The sequence below is a fragment of the Umezawaea sp. Da 62-37 genome (genome assembly GCF_032460545.1).
Lineage (GTDB): Bacteria > Actinomycetota > Actinomycetes > Mycobacteriales > Pseudonocardiaceae > Umezawaea.
This window is the reverse complement of sequence record NZ_CP135965.1, coordinates 3,487,309-3,504,605: the sequence shown is the minus strand read 5'-3', so window position 1 is coordinate 3,504,605 and position 17,297 is coordinate 3,487,309. Positions and strand designations below refer to the sequence as shown.

The following is a 17,297-nucleotide window of genomic DNA, read 5'->3' as shown; positions in this document are numbered from 1 at the left end:
GAACATGCCACCCGTGGCACGTCTCGGATCCGGCATCCCCCTGGTGGCCCGCGGTCGGGAGATGGCCCGGCTGCGGGCCGCGCTCGCGCAGGCGTCCGGCGGCGCGGCCATGGCCGTGCTGCTCGCCGGTGACGCGGGTGTGGGCAAGACCAGAGTGGTCGAGGAACTGGCCGCCGCGGACCCCGACGCGCTGGTGCTGACCGGCCGCTGCCTGGACGTGGGCGAGATCGGCATCCCCTACCTGCCCTTCGCCGAGGTGCTCGGCCGGGTGGGGGACCAGGGGCTGCTCGACATCACCGGCAGGCCCGCGCTGGCGCGGCTGCTGCCGGAACTGGCGCTCCCGACCGGTGGCGACGACGGTCGGGAGAGCTCCAACCAGCCGCCGCTGTTCCCGACGGGCAGGCGTTCGGAGCAGGACGTCGGCCAGCTCCAGCTGTTCGACGCGGTGCACGGGCTGCTCGGCGACCTGGCCGAGCGGCGCACCGTGCTGCTGGTCCTGGAGGACCTGCACTGGGCCGACGCCTCGACCCGCTACCTGCTGTCGTTCCTGCTGTCCCGGCTGCGTTCCCAGCGCCTGCTGATCGTCGGCACCTACCGCTCCGACGACCTGCACCGCGCCCACCCGCTGCGCCCGCTGCTGACCGAACTGCTCCGGCTCCCCGCCGTCGAGCGCGTCGCATTGGGCCCGTTCGGCGCCGAGGACTCGCGCGCGTTCGTGAACGCGCTGGCCGACGAGCTGCCCGAGGACGTCGTCCGCGAGGTCGCCGCCCGGTCGGAGGGCAACCCGTTCTTCGCCGAGGAACTGCTCGCCGCCGCCACCTGCCTCCCCCGCGGCGGCGTCCCGTCCGCGCTGGCGGACGTGCTGCTGACCCGCATCGAACGCCTCGCGCCCGGCACCCAGCACGTGGTGCGGGTGGCGTCGGTCGGCGGCCGCCGGGTCAGCCACGACCGGCTGCGCACCGTCGCGGGCCTGGACGACGTGGCGCTCGACGTGGCGTTGCGCGAGGCCGTGCAGCACCACGTCCTGCTGATCGGCGAAGGCGACGAGATCTACGTGTTCCGGCACGCCCTGCTGCGGGAGGCCGTCTACGGCGACCTGCTGCCCGGCGAACGCGTCCGGCTGCACGCCGCCTACGCCCGCTACCTCACCGGCCGCACCGACCGCGGCACCGCCGCAGGCCTGGCCTACCACGCCATGGAGAGTCACGACCTGCCCCGAGCGCTGGCCGCGTCCGTGGACGCCGGGCAGGAGGCGCACCGCACCGGCGCGCCCGCCGAGGCGCTGCGGCACTTCGAGCAGGCGCTGAAGCTGTGGGAGGCGGTCGCCGAGGACCAGCGGCCACCGGGCGTGACCGAACTTGTGCTGCTCAGCCGCGCGTCCTGGTCGGCGGGCACCGGTGGCCAGCCCGAACGCGCGCTCGCCTTCGCCCGCTCGTCGACCCGCGCGGTCGACCCGGCCGACCCGGAGGCGGCCGCGGAGACGTGGCGCCGGGTCGCCCAGGCCTCGCAGGGCCTCGACGGGCATGACCGGGAGATGCACGAGGCCGTCCAACGCGCCTGGGAACTCGTCCGCGACCGCCCCGCCAGCCCGTCCCGAGCCTGGGTGCTGGCCGTGTCCGCGTCCTGCCTGCGGTACGCCCGGAACTTCCCGCTCGCCCGCGAACGCGCCGAGATGGCCGTCCGCGACGGCCGCGAGTCCGGGTGCGCGGGCGCCGTGGCGGACGCCCTGGCCACGTTGGGACTGCTCGACGACAGGGAGAACCGCACCGAGTCGGCCCGCGGGCACTTCGTCGAGGCGATCGCCTGCGCCGTCGAGGCGGACGCCGTCAACACGGAGTTGCGCGCCCGCTACTTCCTCGGCCTGCACCACTACGACCGCGGCGAGTTGACCGACGCCCTGCTGGTGTTCGACGAGGCGGCGGACCGCGCCAAGACCAAGGGCATGACGTGGAGCGGTTTCGGCCTGGAGGTGCGGGTGGTGCGCGCCCTCGCGCTCTACCACCTCGGCCGCTGGGACGAGAGCGCCGCCATCGCCGAACCACCCGGCCTCGCCGTGTCCAGCACGGTCGTCGCCCGCCTCGCCGCCGCGGGCACGCACGTCGCCGTCAGCCGCGGCGACTTCGACCAGGCCGAACGCATGATCACCGCCCTGCGCAAGGACTGGCACCGCGACCTCCAGATCGCCCTGATCACCGGCGGCACCGGCGCCGAACTCTCCCGGTGGCGCGGCAAGCCGGACCAGTCCGTCGAACGGGTCGCCGACACCGTCGAGTGGACCCGCAGACTCGCCGCCGAGGGCCAGGAGGGCGAGTGGCTGCTCGCGGGCATCCGGCTGGGCGCACTCGGCATCGCGGGCCACGCCGACCTCGCCGCCCACTCCCGCAGACGCCGGGACAAGGCGGGGGAGAACCATGCCGTCACCGAGGGCCACGCCCTGGCGGACTACGCCCGCGCCACCGCCGAGAACGGCCTACCCCGCACCGGCGTCCTCGGCCCCGAGGGCCGAGCCTGGCTGGCCCGCGCCGAAGCCGAGGAAAGCCGACTCACCGGCCCCGGCGACCCCGACCTGTGGACGAAGGCCATAACCGAATTCGACTTCGGCGCCGTCTTCGAACAGCACTACTGCCGCTGGCGCCTGGCCGAAGCACTCCTCGACGCCGACCGCCGCGACGAGGCCGTCGACCACCTCCGCTCCACCGCCGACTTCGCCCGCACCCTCGGCGCCAAACCCCTCCTGGACGCCGTCACCCAAACCGCCCGCCGAGCCCGCGTCACCCTCCGCACCGACGAAACCGAACCCCGCACCCACCTGGACCCGTTCACACCACGGGAACGCTCAGTACTGGGGCTGGTCGCCCTCGGCCGCACCAACCGCGAGGTCGGCGAAGAGCTGTACATCAGCGAGAAGACGGTCAGCGTCCACCTCACCCGCATCATGGCCAAACTGGGCGCAGGCCGCCGCGCCGAAGCAGTCGCCCTCGCCTACGACCGCGGCCTGCTGGAACAGCCCACCTAGACCAACAACCCCATCGGCGCAGCCGCCCCCTCGCATCCGGCGCGGAGCGCCCGCCGCTCTGCCAACGCGCAGCGAGGTGCCTTGCCAACGCGCAGCGAGGTGCCCCAAGTCAGGCGGAGCCTGATGCCCTTCGAACCCAGCCCGATCATGGCGGAGCCAGACCTCCCCCTGCCCCCGATACACAGCGCCCTCCTGCCGCACCCCTGTTTGTCAAGGCATCTTTCCCGCCTTGACAAACAGGGGTGCGGCATTGAGACAATCGCGCACACGGGGGCCGGGCTCCCCAGCCCCCACCCCCAGCCCCCACCCACCTACACCTTCTCCACCTTCACCCACAGCGCGGCATCCGCCGTACCCCCACCCTCAGCCACCCGCGCACTCAACAACGACGGCCCCGGCACGCTGCGGTACGGGTTGGACGGGAACCACTGCGTGTACACATCCCGCCACACCTCCTGCAACACCTTCGGAAACTCCCCCGAACTCTCGAACACCGCCCACATTCCCGCGCTCACCTCCAACGAGTCCAACCCCTCCACCCCCTCCGCCCCCGACGCGACGGCGTAGTAGAAGTCCAACTCCGTCCCCTCCTCGAACCCCTCGTCTACGTTCACCGACACGTTGAGCACCCCCGCCGGCTCCTGATCCGACAATCCGGCGATCCGCTCCCTCTCCTCCGCCGAAAGCCCCTTCACGAACTCCACGATCGCCGGATTCATCCCCGAGTGCACCAACGGCACCCGCTCCCTCCGTCCGACCACCCTGAACGCCCCCTTCTCCACGATCCGGTACCGCATGCTGCTGCTCCCCTCGACGACCAATCGGAAGGACATCCTGGGCTGGGACCGCAGAACCGCACCCGTCCGCCGCGCCTCACCCGGCCCGACCCCGTGCATCGCCCGGAACGCCCTGGCGAACGCCTCGCCCGAGCCGTACCCGTACCGCACGGCGATGTCGAGCAACGTCTCCTCGCCCGCCACCACCTCGGCGCCCGCGACGGTGAGCCGCCTGCGCCGGATGTACTCCGACAGCGGCACGCCCGCCAGCGCGGAGAACAGCCGCCGCAGGTGGTACTCCGACGTCCACGCGATCCGGGCCAGTTCGGCCACCTCGATCGGCTGGTCGAGCCGCTGTTCGACGCGGTCCATGGCCTCGTTGAGCCGGTCCAGCACTCCCGGCCTCCCTTCCTCGTGGTCGAAACTACGAGCGCGGCGCCTCCGCCCACCCGACAGTTCCTGCCCGCCCCGGTCGGGCATGCGACCACGGGTGGAGCCGGGGTCATCCTCAGGGGTGAGTCCGGAGTGGTCGTCGAGAGTGATGCCCGCGCACACCGCCCGTTCGTAGATTTCCACCTGTCAGCGAGACGGATGAGTGGAAATGGGGCAGAGCATGTCTGCAGTGGCGTCCGAGACGAGCCGGGTGGGTACGCAAGCCGCCGTCGCCGCCAGCGGCCTGGTGAAGGTCTACGGCAAGGGCGACACCGCGGTGCGGGCGCTCGGCGGTGTCAGCGTCGAGTTCCAGGCGGGCAGGTTCACCGCGATCATGGGGCCGTCGGGTTCGGGCAAGTCCACGCTGATGCACTGCCTCGCGGGCCTGGACAACTCCGACGGCGGGTCCGTCCACATCGGAGGGACCGAGATCACCGGGCTCAACGACAAGGACCTCACGAAGCTCCGCCGCGACCGGGTCGGGTTCGTCTTCCAGGCGTTCAACCTGCTGCCCACGCTGTCCGCGGAGCAGAACATCCTGCTGGGCCTGGAACTCGCGGGCCGCAAGGCGGACAAGCAGTGGTTCGACACCATCGTCGACACGCTGGGCCTGCGCGACCGGTTGAAGCACAAGCCGTCCGAGCTGTCCGGCGGCCAGCAGCAGCGCGTGGCCTGCGCCCGCGCCCTGGTCGCCCGCCCGGACGTGGTGTTCGCCGACGAGCCGACCGGCAACCTGGACTCGCGCTCCGGCGCCGAGGTCCTCGACTTCCTGCGGATGTCCGTGCGCAAGCTCGGCCAGACCGTGATCATGGTGACGCACGACCCGGTCGCCGCGTCCTACGCCGACCGCGTCGTGCTGCTGGCCGACGGCCACCTCGCCGGTGAGATCCAGAACCCGACCGCCGACTCGGTGCTGTCCGCGCTCAAGCACCTGGGGGCGTGATGCTGCGCACGATCATCGCGGGCGTGAAGGCCCGCACCGCGCGGCTGCTGCTGTCCTCGATCGCGATCATGCTCGGCGTCGCCTTCGTCACCGGCACGCTCGTGCTCAGCGACGGCATCACCGCGGGCATGGAGGACGAGTTCGCCAAGACCAGCCGCGGTGTCGACGTGTCCCTGTCGCTGACCGGCGAGGGTCCCGAGGGCGAGGCCGGCATCCCGCGGGCCACGCTCGACAAGGTCCGGGCCACGTCGGGGGTGCAGGGCGCCGACCTGCGCAGCCTGCTGTCGGCCCCGCTGCTGATGTCCTCCGGCAAGGCGAAGCCCGCCACCGTCGGCCCGCTCGCGTCCACGCCCGAGCTGCGCGAGTACGACCTGAAGGACGGCCGGTTCCCCACCTCGGCCACCGAGACCGCGGTCGACGTCCGCGCGCTGGCCACGGCGAAGGTGGCGATCGGCCAGCAGATCACCGTGCTGGACAAGCAGGACGGCAAGCACGCCTTCACCATCGTGGGCACGTTCGCCCAGGGCGCCAACTCGCTGTCGCTCGGGGGCAGCGAGCACCTCGTCGTGCTGCCGGAGGCGATGCCCCCGCTCACCGACCAGGTCCGCGCCTACGAGATGGTCGTGAAGGCCGCGCCGGGCGTGTCGCAGGACCAGCTCGCGACGGACCTCAAGAAGGTCGTCGGCGAGCAGGCCTACCGGGTGCAGACGGGGGCCCAGGTCACCGAGGAGACCCTCAAGCAGATCAGCAGCCGGTCCACCGAGATGACGCAGCTGCTGCTCGTGTTCGCGCTGATCGCGCTCGTGGTCGCGGCCATGGTCATCTACAACACGTTCACCATCCTGGTCGCCCAGCGCACCAGGGAGCTGGCCCTCATGAGGTGCGTCGGCGCGAGCCGGGGGCAGGTGTTCGGCAGCGTGATGGCCGAGGCCGCCGTGATGGGCCTGTTCGCCTCCGTCATCGGCCTGTTCGGCGGGCTGGGCGTGTCCGCGCTCATGCAGGTCGTGATCGGCGCGGTGTCCGACGACAACACGGTCGTCCGCCTGCCCCTTTCCCCCACGACGGTCCTCGCCGCGTTCGCCGTGGGCGTGCTGATCACCGTCGTCTCGGCGTTCCTGCCCGCCCGCAAGGCGACGAGGGTCGCCCCGGTCGCGGCACTGCGCGCCCAGCTCGACAGCCACGAGGAAGTGGCCAGGACCGGCAAGGTGCGGATCGCGTTCGCCCTGCTCCTCGGCCTGGCCGGGGCGGGCGTGGTGGCGTTCGGCATGAACCAGGACCAGGAGCAGGCCCTGCTGATCACCGGCACCGGCACGATGCTGCTGCTCGCCATGGTCGTCACGCTCGGTCCCGTGCTGGTCGGCCCGGTCAACCGCGTGCTCGGCGTGCTGCCGGGGGCGCTGTTCGGGGTCCCGGCCAAGCTCGCGTCCGGCAACGCGGGCCGCAACCCCAAGCGCACCGCCGCCACGACCGCCGCGCTGATGATCGGCGTCACCATCGTCAGCCTGGTCACCGTCGTCGCCACCAGCGCGAAGGAGACCGCGAACGCCGAGGTCGACAACCGCTTCCCGGCCGACTACACGGTCCGCTCGTCGGTCGGCAGCAGGACGTTGCCCCAGGACCTGGCCACGCAGCTGGCCGCGGTCCCCGAAGTCGCCAAGATCGCCCCGGTGGCGGCGTTCGGCGTGCCTTCCCCGACCGACGCCGACGGCGGCGCCTACCTGATGGCGACCACCCCGGAGATGATCGGCGACCTCGTGAAGCCGAAGGCCACCTCGGGGAGCATCGTCGGGCTGAAGAGCGGCGAAGTGGCCCTCAACGCCAAGTTCGCCGAGCGCGCGGGGCTGACCGTCGGCGGCATCCTGCCCCTCGGGGCCGACGCCACCAAGCGGGACCTGGTGGTCGTGGCGATCGTCGACGGCCTGGACGGCTCCGGGCTGGTCACGCTGGACACGCTCCGGGCGTTCCAGCCTGACGACGAGGGCTTCGACAGCATCATGGTGAAGCTCAAGGACGGCGTCACCACCGAGGCGGGCCGCGCGGCCGTGGAGAAGGTCACCGACGCGTCGCCGATCGCCCTCATCGACAGCGCCGCCGAGACGAAGGCGCAGCTCAACACCCAGGTCGACCAGGTGCTGGCGTTCATCTGGGCCCTCATCGGCCTGGCCGTCATCATCGCCCTGTTCGGCATCGCCAACACCCTCACCCTCTCGGTGCTGGAGCGCACCAGGGAGTCCGCGCTGCTCAGGGCGCTCGGCCTCACCAAGGGCCAGTTGCGCCTGATGCTGGTCATCGAGTCCGTCCTGATGGCCGTGATGGGCGCCGCCATCGGCCTGGTCCTCGGCATCGGCTTCGGCGGCCTGCTCGTCAAGGGCATGTCCTCCGACAGCTTCCCCATCGCCTTCGCGGTCCCCTACGGCCAGATCGCGATCATGCTCCTCGCCGCGGTCATCGCCGCCATGATCGCCGCCGCCATGCCCGCCCGCCGCGCAGGCCGCACCTCGATCGTCTCCGGCATGGCCGAGTCCTAACCCGCGAGTCGAACCTCCAGACACCACGTGTCGAACCCTCGGACACCCCGAGTCGAACCTTCACGCATCGCGAGTCCCTCACTCGGACACGTCGTGCCCCCCGGCCGGGGGCCTGGAGGTTCGACTCGGGGTGTCTGGGCGTTCGACACGTGGTGTCTGGGGGTTCGACTCGCGAGGGGAAACTTTGGGGTGCGCGTCATGTCCGGCTGGGTTTTGTGTCTAAGGAGGTGCGGGGTTGGCGCGGGCGAGGGCCGGGCCAACCCCGCCTCTTGCCCTGTTGGGCCGTTCGGCGCACAGTTCACCTGGGTTTCACCCGTATTGGTGCTGCCGTCGCCACGTCGTGCTGCTGTGATCTTGAGCAGTGCCACGTCCTTCGGGGGTGGCGGACGACCGCGGTCGGAAGGTTACGGAAACGTGTCGACAGCGAGGCTCCGGCTTGACTTCGGAGACTGCCCCGTCGACTGTGAGAGCGCTCTCACTGCGTCGGAAAGCGCGACGGGCGCGCAAGGAGGACGGATGAGCAACACCCTGGTCGGTCGTGCGGCGGTGGCGATCGCGTTCGCCGTGGCCGCCACGAGCGTCGCGGCGTGCGGGGGAGGTGCGAGCGGGGCGGCGGGCGGCAAGACCAAGCTGTCCATCGGCATCTTCTCCGACTTCGGCTACGACAGCCTGATCGAGGAGTACCGGTCCGCGCACCCGGACATCGAGATCGAGCAGCGCAAGGTCAAGATGGAGCAGCACCACGCGCAGCTCGCCACCCAGCTCGCGGGCGGCCGCGGCGCGGCGGACATCGTCGCGATCGAAGAGGGCAACGTCGCGCAGTTCCGCCAGTCCAAGGACAAGTTCGTGAACCTCGCGGACTACGGCGCCAAGGACCTGGAGAACCAGTGGACGCCGTGGAAGTGGAACCAGGGGACCACCGACGGCGGGAACTTCGTGCTGGGGCTCGGCACGGACATGGGCGGCCTCGCCCTCTGCTACCGCCGCGACCTGTTCGAGGCCGCCGGTCTTCCCGTCGACCGCGTCGAGGTCGGCAAGCTGTGGCCGACCTGGCAGGACTACGTCGCGACCGCGGAGGCCTTCACCGAGAAGACGCCGGACGTGAAGTTCGTCGACACCGCGCTCAACGTGTACAAGGCGATCCTCGACCAGACCGGTGAGGGCTACTTCGCCAAGGCGGACGACTCCTACATCGGCGGCACGAACCAGAAGGTGGCCGACGGGTTCGCGCTCGCCGCGGTCCTCGGCGAGAAGAAGCAGACCAGCGCCCTGCCGCCGTTCAGCCAGGAGTGGAACGCCGGGTTGAAGCAGGCCTCCTTCGCCACGACCACCTGTCCCGCCTGGGCGCTCGCGCTCATCAAGGCGGGCGCCGGTGACGAGGCGGCGGGCAAGTGGGACGTCGCCGCCGCTCCGGGCGGCGGCGGCAACTGGGGCGGCTCGTTCCTGGCCGTCCCCAAGCAGGGCGCGCACCCCAAGGAGTCCTACGAGCTGGCGAAGTGGCTGACCGCGCCCGAGCAGCAGAAGCGGATCTTCAAGGAGACCGGCAACCTGCCGAGCGAACCGGTGGCCTACAAGGACCCCGAGGTCACCGCGACGGTGAACGGCTACTTCAACGGGGCGCCGGTCGGCAAGATCTTCGGCGCCTCGGCCGAAAGCCTGCAACCGACCTACCGCGGCACCAAGGACTCCAAGGTCACGCCCATCTTCAGCAACGCCCTGTCCAGGGTCGAGCAGGGCAAGCAGAGCACGTCCGACGCGTTCGCCCAGGCGCTGGAGGAAGCCCAGGACGCCGCCAAGTGACGCGCGGGAACCCGTTGGCGGAGCAGGGGCCCGACCCCGCTCCGCCCGATGTCCGCCCGGTCGTGGGACCTCCCGCACCGGTCGGACCGGAACACCGGGCGCCGCAAGGCCGGGACCGCGCTGGCCCACCCGCCCGTCACCGGCCTGCCGATCGCGCCCGACCCCGCCGCCGGCTCCACCTCGGCGTGCGGCCGCCGCACCGATTACCGCTCATGCTCGCCGGCGCACCACTCGCGGTGCGGCCGGTCGTCGCGATCCTCACCCGCCGTCCCCGTCGGATCGTCGACGGGACCGCGCGGGGTGCCGTGAAGGGATGACCTGATGACCACCACCGATCCCGACAGCCGAGTCGGGCGGGCCACCGCGCCCGCGACCGACGCGCTCGTGTTCCCGCCGGACTTCCTCTGGGGCGCGGCCACCGCCGCCTTCCAGATCGAGGGCTCCACCACCGCCGACGGTCGCGGACCGTCCATTTGGGACACCTTCGCCGCGACGCCGGGCAAGGTGCTCGCGGGCGACAACGGCGACCCCGCGTGCGACCACTACAACCGGTACGCCGAGGACGTCGGGCTGATGACCTCCCTAGGCCTCGCCGCCTACCGCTTCTCCATCGCCTGGTCGCGGATCCTCCCGCGGGGCGCGGGCGCCGTCGAGCCGCGGGGCCTCGCGTTCTACGACAGGCTCGTCGACGAGCTGCTGGCCAAGGACGTCCAGCCCGTGGCCACCCTCTACCACTGGGACCTCCCGCAGGCGCTCGAGGACGAAGGCGGGTGGCGCAACCGCGACACCGCCCACCGGTTCGCCGAGTACGCCGAACTCGTCCACGGCCGCCTCGGCGACCGCGTCAAGCTGTGGAGCACGCTCAACGAGCCGTGGTGCTCCGCGTTCCTCGGCCACCACAACGGCATCCACGCGCCGGGCCTGACGGACTCGCAGGCCTCCCTGGAAGCCATGCACCACCTGCTCCTGGGCCACGGCCTCGCCGTCGGCGCCATGCGCGCGCAGGCCCCCGAGGACCACCGGTTCTCCCTCGTCCTGAACTTCACCACCGCGTGGGCCGACAACGATGACAGCGCCTCCGCGGACGCCGTCCGCAAGGTCGACGGCCTGCACAACCGGATCTTCCTGGACCCGGTGCTCGGCCGCGGCTACCCGGCCGACGTCGTCGAGGACATCGCCTGGGTCGGCGACTGGCAGCGCGTCGTCCGCGACGGCGACCTCGACGTCATCGCCACGCCGATCGACTGGCTCGGCGTGAACTACTACAGCCCCACCCGCGTCGCCCCCGCCGCCGATCCCGCCCACGTGACCGACGGCCCGTTCCCCGGTCTGCGCGGTGTGGAGCTGCTGGACCCGCGCGGCGAGCTGACCAGCTTCGGCTGGGAGCAGAACGCGGACGCGTTCGCCGAACTGCTGACCCGCCTCGGCCGCGCGGTCGGCGACCTGCCGATCGTGGTCACCGAGAACGGCTCGGCGTTCCACGACGAGGCGGACGAACTGGGGCGGGTCGACGACCCGCAGAGGATCGCGTTCCTGCTCGACCACCTCCGGGCGGTGCACCGGGCGATCTCGGCCGGGGTCGACATCCGCGGGTACCTGGCCTGGTCGCTGCTGGACAACTTCGAGTGGGCCGAGGGGTACAGCCAGCGGTTCGGGCTGGTGCGGGTGGACTACGACACCCAGGTGCGGACGGTGAAGCGCAGCGGGGCGACGCTGGCGCGGGTCATCGGCCGCAACTCGATCCCGGCCACCGGGTACGAGGTGGTGTAGCGGTAGCGAGGGACCCGCGTCCCGCTTTCGGGGTGCGGGTCCCTCGTCCTGGGATCGGGGAAGGCGGATCGGGACCGCCGGTCGGCCATTCGCCGAAACCCGGCCCGAACGCGATGGAGCCGAACTCCGCACCCGAACTGAACCGGTTCAGCGTTGCGGAACGGCATAAGTGACCAAGGGTCCCCCGGTCGGGCGGGCCCCCACCTTTAACGCTACTCAAGACCTCTGACAAACACGGTTGGTAGCCACTTTATTCGCAAAATCCCCGTAAAGAGCGGTCCGTTATCCCGAAAAAACACATCGGGTGACAAAACCCGCCCCGAACGAGGCATCAAGTCGATCGTGGCCATCACGTCGACTGACGGCGCACCAGAATCGTCGGCAGCACCTCGCGCCGAGCCCGCACCGGCTCGTCCCGCAGCAGCCGCAGCAGGTGGGCCACCATGTGGGCCACCTGCTCGTTCGCGTCCTGCCGGATCGTCGTCAGCGGCGGCTCGGTGTGCGGGGCGATCAGCGGGTGGTCGTCGAACCCGACCACGGCCACGTCCTCCGGCACCCTCCTGCCCGCCTCGCGCAGCGCGTCGAGCGCGCCCGCCGCCATCAGGTCGCTGGCCACGAACACCGCGTCCAGGTCCGGCACGCGCTTGAGCAGGGCGGCCATGGCGAGCTTGCCGTCGTCGCGGTTGAAGTTGCCGCTCTCCGTCATCAGCTCCGTCATCGCCTCGTCGGCGCCGACGGCCGTGCGCCAGCCCTCGACGCGGTCTATGGACGAGTACTCGTCGACGGTGCCGGTCACGCTGACGATCTTCTTGCGCCCCAACGACATCAGGTGCTCCGTCGCCAGCACGCTGCCGCCGGTGTTGTCGTTGTCGACCAGGTGCAGACCGCGCAGCGGACCCCACGGGCGGCCCGCGTAGACGACCGGGAGGGGCAGCTTGCGGGCGATGGCCGGGAGCTGGTCGCCCTTGTGCGGCGCGAACAGCAGCGCGCCGTCGACGTGGCCGCCCGCGAGGAACCGCTCGGCGCGCGCCTGGTCGTCGGGGGAGTGGACGAGCATCAGCACCATCTGGACGTCCGCGGAGGACAGAGCCCGCGCGGCGGCGCGGATCAGCTGGCCGAAGTGCGGGTCGTCGAAGATCTTGGGTTCCGGCTCGGAGAACACGACCGCGACGGCGTCGGTGCGCCTCGTGACGAGCGAGCGCGCCGCGTGGTTCGGCGTGTAACCGAGTTCCGTCACCGCCGCCGTCACCGCGTCGTGCGCCTCGGGACTGACCCGCGGCGACGAGTTGAGCACACGGGAGGCCGTCGCCCTCGAGACGCCCGCCCGCTCGGCGACGTCCTCCAGCGTCGGGCGCGCCGCGCGCTGCGGTTGGACGGACACGGGCACCACTCCTCGGCGGTCGGCGAACCGGCTCAGCTTAGCCGGGCGGCCCATCGTGGGGAGCGCTCCCACAAGGTCAGGTCACCGGGTTCCACCGATTCGGGCGCGCGGCGCGGCGCTCGGCGTGCGCAGCGGCGCGGGCGTCGGCGTGATCGACACCCTGAGCAGTCCGTCCTCCATGCGCGACGCGGTATCCAGACCCGCGCGGGCGGCCGTGCGCACCAGCCCCGTCTCCGACGGCAGGCACCACGCGACCAGCTCGCGGTAGCCCGCCGCGCGCGCGGAGTCCGCCAACGCGCCCAGCAGCGCCGTGCCGACACCCCGGTGCTGCCAGGCGTCCTCGACGAGCAGGGAGATCTCCGCGCTGTCCGGAGTGGACGTCCGGATGAGCTGCCCCAGCGCCACGACCCGGTCCGCGCACTGCGCCACGACGGTGCTGCCGCGCGGCGGGCTGAGCAGGCGGTGCAGCCAGCGGCGCGGCAGCGTCCGCATCCCGGAGTGGTAGCGGGTGAACAGGGTGCCCGCCGAGCACCTGGTGTGCAGGCCCGCCACGGCGTCCTCGTCGTCCGCGCCGCCCGGCCGCAGCACCAGCGCCATGCCGTCCGAGCTGAGCAGCGCCGTCGGCTGCGGCACCGGCGTGCCGGACTCGCCGAGCAGTTCGATCAGCGCGGTCGCCCTGGCCAGTTCGACCTGCGTGAACGGCGACCAGCCGCGCCGGGCCACGACCACCGTGCCCTCGCGGGTCGACAGCCGCGCGTGGTGACCGGGCTTGCCCTCGTCCAGGTCGCCGTCGGCGCCCGCGGGCAGCACCACGACGGAGTCCGCGGCCAGCACGGCGCGCAGGGCGTCGCACGCGCTGCCGGGGTTGCGCACCGCGTTGCCGGGGTTGCGCACCGCGTTGCCCGCCGCGCGCAGGGCCGCCGTCGGCGCGTCGACCAGGTCGCGCACGTCGGCGTTGGTGATGCCGACGCACCGGCCGCCCTCGGCCCGGATCGCCTCGACCAGGTCCGCGGGCAGCAGCCCCGGCGCGACCTGCACGACGATCTCGTCGACCACGCCGCCGGGCACCGGGATCACGGCCAGCGCCAGCACGTTGCAGTCCCGCTCGGCGAGTCTGATCGTCACCCTGGCGAGCGCGCCGGGACTGTCGTCCAGCTGGACGCGCAGTCGCCAGGTCAGCGGTGTGGTCTTCCCGGTGGGCTCCATGCCCACAGGGTCGCCGGCTCCTGTTGCCGATGGGGGACGGCGCTGTTTCGGCCGCGTGGACTTCCCATCACGGCCCGCAGGTGGGCGGTGGGAGGGGGTTGAGGGGACTGCACGGCCAGCCCTTGGGGGTGCTGGTCGTCGTCACCGTCGTGGTCGGCTGCGACGTGGCGGGAGGCGGCTCCACCGTCGTCGACGTCGGGTCCGCCGCGGGCGGTGGCGCCTCGGGAGGAGTCGTCGTCGTGGTCTTGGCGGTGGTCGTCGTCGTGGTCGAGGGCGGCTCCGCGGAACTCGACCCGCTCGACGACGGGACGGGGCTGGAGCTGCCGGTCGGCATGACCGTCGCCCAGTTCGCCCCGGTCTTCGGGGCCTCGCTCGTCTTGCCGCCCGACCCGTCGAGCAGAACACCCAACAACACGCCTGCCAACGCCGACGCCGCGACCGCGGAACCGCACGCGGCCCAGAGCACCCGCACAGCCGTCTCCTTCACAGGTGTCGCAAGAACAAGGTGGGGAGAAAGAGGATCGAGCGAGACAGTACCGCTACTTCGGCGTTACCAGAATGCGTCGGCAGCGATCTGCCGCGCCATTGTGCGGGGGGTGGAGTTGTGCGGTAGTCGGTGAACCGATCGATCTCTTTCGCCGGGGAATCGGTGGTGGGGCGCTGACCTTGTGGAATGGGTTCGGGGATGGGGGCGAGCGGTAGGGATTGGCGGAGGGGGTGGGACGTCGGGTGTGGGTGCACACGGTTGGGTGAAATGAGGGTGGGTGTGTTGGCGCTGAGTGTTGCGGGGCTCGGTGTGGGGGTGTCGGATCCGCCGTGCTCCGGGTGCGGCCGGCTTGACTTGGGGCCCCTTTTTTGGGCCTAGTCGGGCTGAAAGGGCAGGTGGTAGGGCTGCCCGCCGACAAATTGCAGGCCCAAAAACCCAAGTCAAGCCGGCCGCACGGGCGGTCGAGTGCTGCTCGGTGGGTGGTCGAACGGCTTGCTGGCGGTGGTGGTGTTCGTTTGTTCGCCGTCGTGTGGTCGGGGGCGAACTGCCATGTGTCAGCGGCGGTCGCGCAGTGCGTCCAGGTCGTGCTGGATGCGGGTGAGACGGCGGTCGATGCTGCTGGTGCCCGCGACCCTGGCCAGTACGAGGCTGGCGCCGGAGAGGCCCGCGACGAGTACCGCGCCGGTCATGTGCCAGGTCGGGGCGTCGCCGGTGCAGGTGAACACCTCGGTGAAGCGTTCGGTGGAGCAGGTGGCGAACGGTACGGCGGCCAGGCCGATGGCGGCGACGGCCACGCCGCCGAGCAGTGCCGAGCCGAAGGTGCGCATGAGGTCGAAGGCGGCGTTGGCGGTGCCGACGGCGGCGATCACGAACAGCAGGGGGACGGGGCTGGGGAAAGAGCCGGCGGCGGCGCCGCCGAGCATGAGGGCGCCGACGACCGCCTGGCCGATCGCGGTGTCCTTGCTCGTTCGTGAAACCACGGGGCGACCCTAACCCGCGTCGGGGGCCCGCCGTCAGAAGTTCGTAATGCCGAAACGGGGCTGGGGGCGGTGTTCGGGGTGTTCGTTGTGTCGAGGATGGACGGACGACGCGGAAGGCGGTGGGGCATGGCCCGGCGGGTGCTGGTGGGTGTGGGCGTGGTGGTCCTGGTGGTGGGGGTCGGGGTGGGGCTCGCGTTGTTCCAGCCGTGGCGGTTGGTCACGACGCGGACGGCGGACGAGGTGCTGCTGGTGCCGACGTCGGTCGGTGCGGTGGTGGTTCCGCCGCCGTCCTCGGTCGTCGCGGCGGTGCCGTCGGTTCCACCGGCTCCATCGGTGCCACCGGCTGTCCCGGTGGGGCCGGTCGCGTTGGCGTCGGGGGTGTTCCGGTCGTTGGAGCACGCGACGACCGGGTCGGCGACGCTGGTGCGGCTGGCCGACGGCGGGCACGCGGTGCAGTTCGAGGGACTGGACACCAGTGACGGGCCGGATCTCAAGGTGTACCTGTCGGACAAGCCGTCGGACGCCGCGGAGTCGGCGTTCGGCAGCGGGTTCACGAGTCTCGGAGAGCTCAAGGCCAATCAGGGCAACCAGGTCTACGCCGTTCCGGCGAGTGCCGCGCTGGAGGACGTGCGCAGCGTGGTCATCTGGTGCGAGAGGTTCTCCGCCGGTTTCGCGGTAGCTCCCCTGGAACGCGCCTGACATGCGGGGGAAACATCCGCATCGGTCTGGACCAATCATAGCCTTTTCGCCGTATTGACATATCTGGTCTAGACCACATAAAGTGGTGTGCGACACACCACGTCCCTTGGCGGTGGGTGGGCGAAAGCCCCATCGGCGAGGAGTCGGCTCACTGGGGTGAGCCACCGCGGGACGGCGGGGCGGGCTCTCCCCGCGCCGCCGCCCGCGGTCACCCGGTGCCACACTGGTGGTGATGCTCACCAGGACCATCGCCATCCACTACGTCCGAGCCGCCCTGCGCGGCGCGCTTCGCGGTGGGCACGACGTGTCCGGTGTCCTCGCCGCCGCGGGCGTCAGCGCGGCCCTGCTCGCCGACGACCGCGCCCGCGTCACCGCCGACCAGTACACCCGGCTCATCCAGGCGCTGTGGGACGAACTGGACGATGAGGCCATGGGGTTCGCGGCGAAACCCAGCAAGCGCGGCACGTTCCAGACCATGTGCCTGCTCGCCGTGCACTGCCCGGACCTGGGGTCGGCGCTGCGCCGCGGCCTCGACTTCTACGACCTGCTCGACGCCCAGCCCACCGCCCGCCTGGTCGACGACGGCGGTGACGTGCACCGCCTCGACCTCGACCTGTCCGGCGCCGACGACCCCGACCACTTCCTCACCGAGTCGCTGCTGGTGCTGTGGCACCGCTTCTCCAGCTGGCTGGTCGGCCGCCGGATCCCCTTGCGCCGGGTCGACTTCACCTACCCCGAGCCTCCGCACGGCGGCGAGTACCACCTGATCTTCGGCTGTCCGCTCGCTTTCGAGGCCCCCACGACCTCGTTCCGGTTCGACTCCCGCTTCCTCCGGATGCCCGTGGTGCAGGACGAGCCCGCTCTCCGCCGCTACCTGCGCGGGTCGCCCGCGGAACTCCTGTCGCGCCGGGACTACGGGGCCAACACGGCCAGTCTGGTGCGCCGCATCCTGGGGAACGGGATCAGCGGGGGGCTGCCGGAAGTCGCCTCCAGGCTCGGGGTGAGCGCGCCGACGCTGCGGCGGAAGCTCGCCACCGAGGGCACGTCGTTCCGCGAGGTCCGCGAACAGCTCCTGCGCGACCAGGCCGTCGCCAGCCTCGTGCGCGGCGGCGAGTCCGTCGAGGAGCTGGCGCTGCGGCTGGGGTTCTCGGAGGCGAGCGCGTTCCACCGGGCGTTCAAGCGGTGGACGGGGAGCAGTCCGGGCGCCTACCGGGCCGGGAACCCGTGAAGACGCGGAAGAGGGCCCTCACGCGCTCGTGAGGGCCCTCTTCCGCACTGG

General features: G+C 71.7%; 12 protein-coding genes. 7 read left to right on the top strand and 5 right to left on the bottom strand.

All coding sequences use genetic code 11. The features are described 5' to 3' along the window. The first annotated feature begins 4 nt into the window (after window positions 1-4). Window positions 5-3,016 (top strand): helix-turn-helix transcriptional regulator, encoded by a 3,012-nt coding sequence (locus RM788_RS15360; RefSeq protein ID WP_315932347.1) that lies wholly within the window; start codon window positions 5-7, stop codon window positions 3,014-3,016. A 311-nt stretch (window positions 3,017-3,327) separates the two neighbouring features. Here the strand turns inward: RM788_RS15360 and RM788_RS15355 are convergent, their stop codons facing one another. Next, window positions 3,328-4,368 carry an AraC family transcriptional regulator gene (locus tag RM788_RS15355; RefSeq protein WP_315932346.1) on the bottom strand — a complete coding sequence of 347 codons (1,041 nt, stop codon included), beginning with the start codon at window positions 4,366-4,368 and terminating at the stop codon, window positions 3,328-3,330. 37 nt (window positions 4,369-4,405) lie between these two features. On the opposite strand from RM788_RS15355, the gene RM788_RS15350 reads away from it, so the two are divergent. The 4 genes from RM788_RS15350 to RM788_RS15335 all read left to right on the top strand — a co-directional run bounded on the left by RM788_RS15350 (window position 4,406) and on the right by RM788_RS15335 (window position 11,265). Beyond that, window positions 4,406-5,167, top strand: coding sequence for an ABC transporter ATP-binding protein (locus RM788_RS15350; protein ID WP_315932345.1), 762 nt, complete (start codon window positions 4,406-4,408; stop codon window positions 5,165-5,167). Then, complete coding sequence (locus RM788_RS15345; protein ID WP_315932344.1) at window positions 5,167-7,695, top strand: ABC transporter permease; 2,529 nt, start codon at window positions 5,167-5,169, stop codon at window positions 7,693-7,695. The genes RM788_RS15350 and RM788_RS15345 overlap by 1 nt, the downstream gene beginning before the upstream one ends. A 516-nt stretch (window positions 7,696-8,211) precedes the next feature. After that, window positions 8,212-9,495 carry an extracellular solute-binding protein gene (locus tag RM788_RS15340; protein ID WP_315932343.1) on the top strand — a complete coding sequence of 428 codons (1,284 nt, stop codon included), beginning with the start codon at window positions 8,212-8,214 and terminating at the stop codon, window positions 9,493-9,495. A gap of 321 nt (window positions 9,496-9,816) precedes the next feature. Then, window positions 9,817-11,265, top strand: coding sequence for a GH1 family beta-glucosidase (locus RM788_RS15335; RefSeq protein ID WP_315932342.1), 1,449 nt, complete (start codon window positions 9,817-9,819; stop codon window positions 11,263-11,265). Between the two features lie 349 nt (window positions 11,266-11,614). Here the strand turns inward: RM788_RS15335 and RM788_RS15330 are convergent, their stop codons facing one another. The 4 genes from RM788_RS15330 to RM788_RS15315 form a co-directional block, all read right to left on the bottom strand. Next, window positions 11,615-12,646: a LacI family DNA-binding transcriptional regulator gene (locus RM788_RS15330; protein ID WP_315932341.1), complete on the bottom strand. Its 1,032-nt coding sequence runs from the start codon at window positions 12,644-12,646 to the stop codon at window positions 11,615-11,617. 81 nt (window positions 12,647-12,727) lie between these two features. Continuing rightward, window positions 12,728-13,852, bottom strand: a complete 1,125-nt coding sequence (locus RM788_RS15325) for a GNAT family N-acetyltransferase (RefSeq protein ID WP_315932340.1) — start codon at window positions 13,850-13,852, stop codon at window positions 12,728-12,730. 67 nt (window positions 13,853-13,919) lie between these two features. Continuing rightward, window positions 13,920-14,324 (bottom strand): hypothetical protein, encoded by a 405-nt coding sequence (locus tag RM788_RS15320; protein WP_315932339.1) that lies wholly within the window; start codon window positions 14,322-14,324, stop codon window positions 13,920-13,922. 569 nt (window positions 14,325-14,893) lie between these two features. Continuing rightward, entirely contained in the window at window positions 14,894-15,319 is a 426-nt protein-coding gene (locus tag RM788_RS15315) for a hypothetical protein (RefSeq protein WP_315932338.1), read from the bottom strand. A 96-nt stretch (window positions 15,320-15,415) separates the two neighbouring features. On the opposite strand from RM788_RS15315, the gene RM788_RS15310 reads away from it, so the two are divergent. Then, window positions 15,416-16,018, top strand: coding sequence for a DM13 domain-containing protein (locus tag RM788_RS15310; protein WP_315932337.1), 603 nt, complete (start codon window positions 15,416-15,418; stop codon window positions 16,016-16,018). Window positions 16,019-16,250: 232 nt separating this feature from the next. Then, window positions 16,251-17,246, top strand: coding sequence for an AraC family transcriptional regulator (locus RM788_RS15305; RefSeq protein WP_315932336.1), 996 nt, complete (start codon window positions 16,251-16,253; stop codon window positions 17,244-17,246). Window positions 17,247-17,297 lie beyond the last annotated feature (51 nt).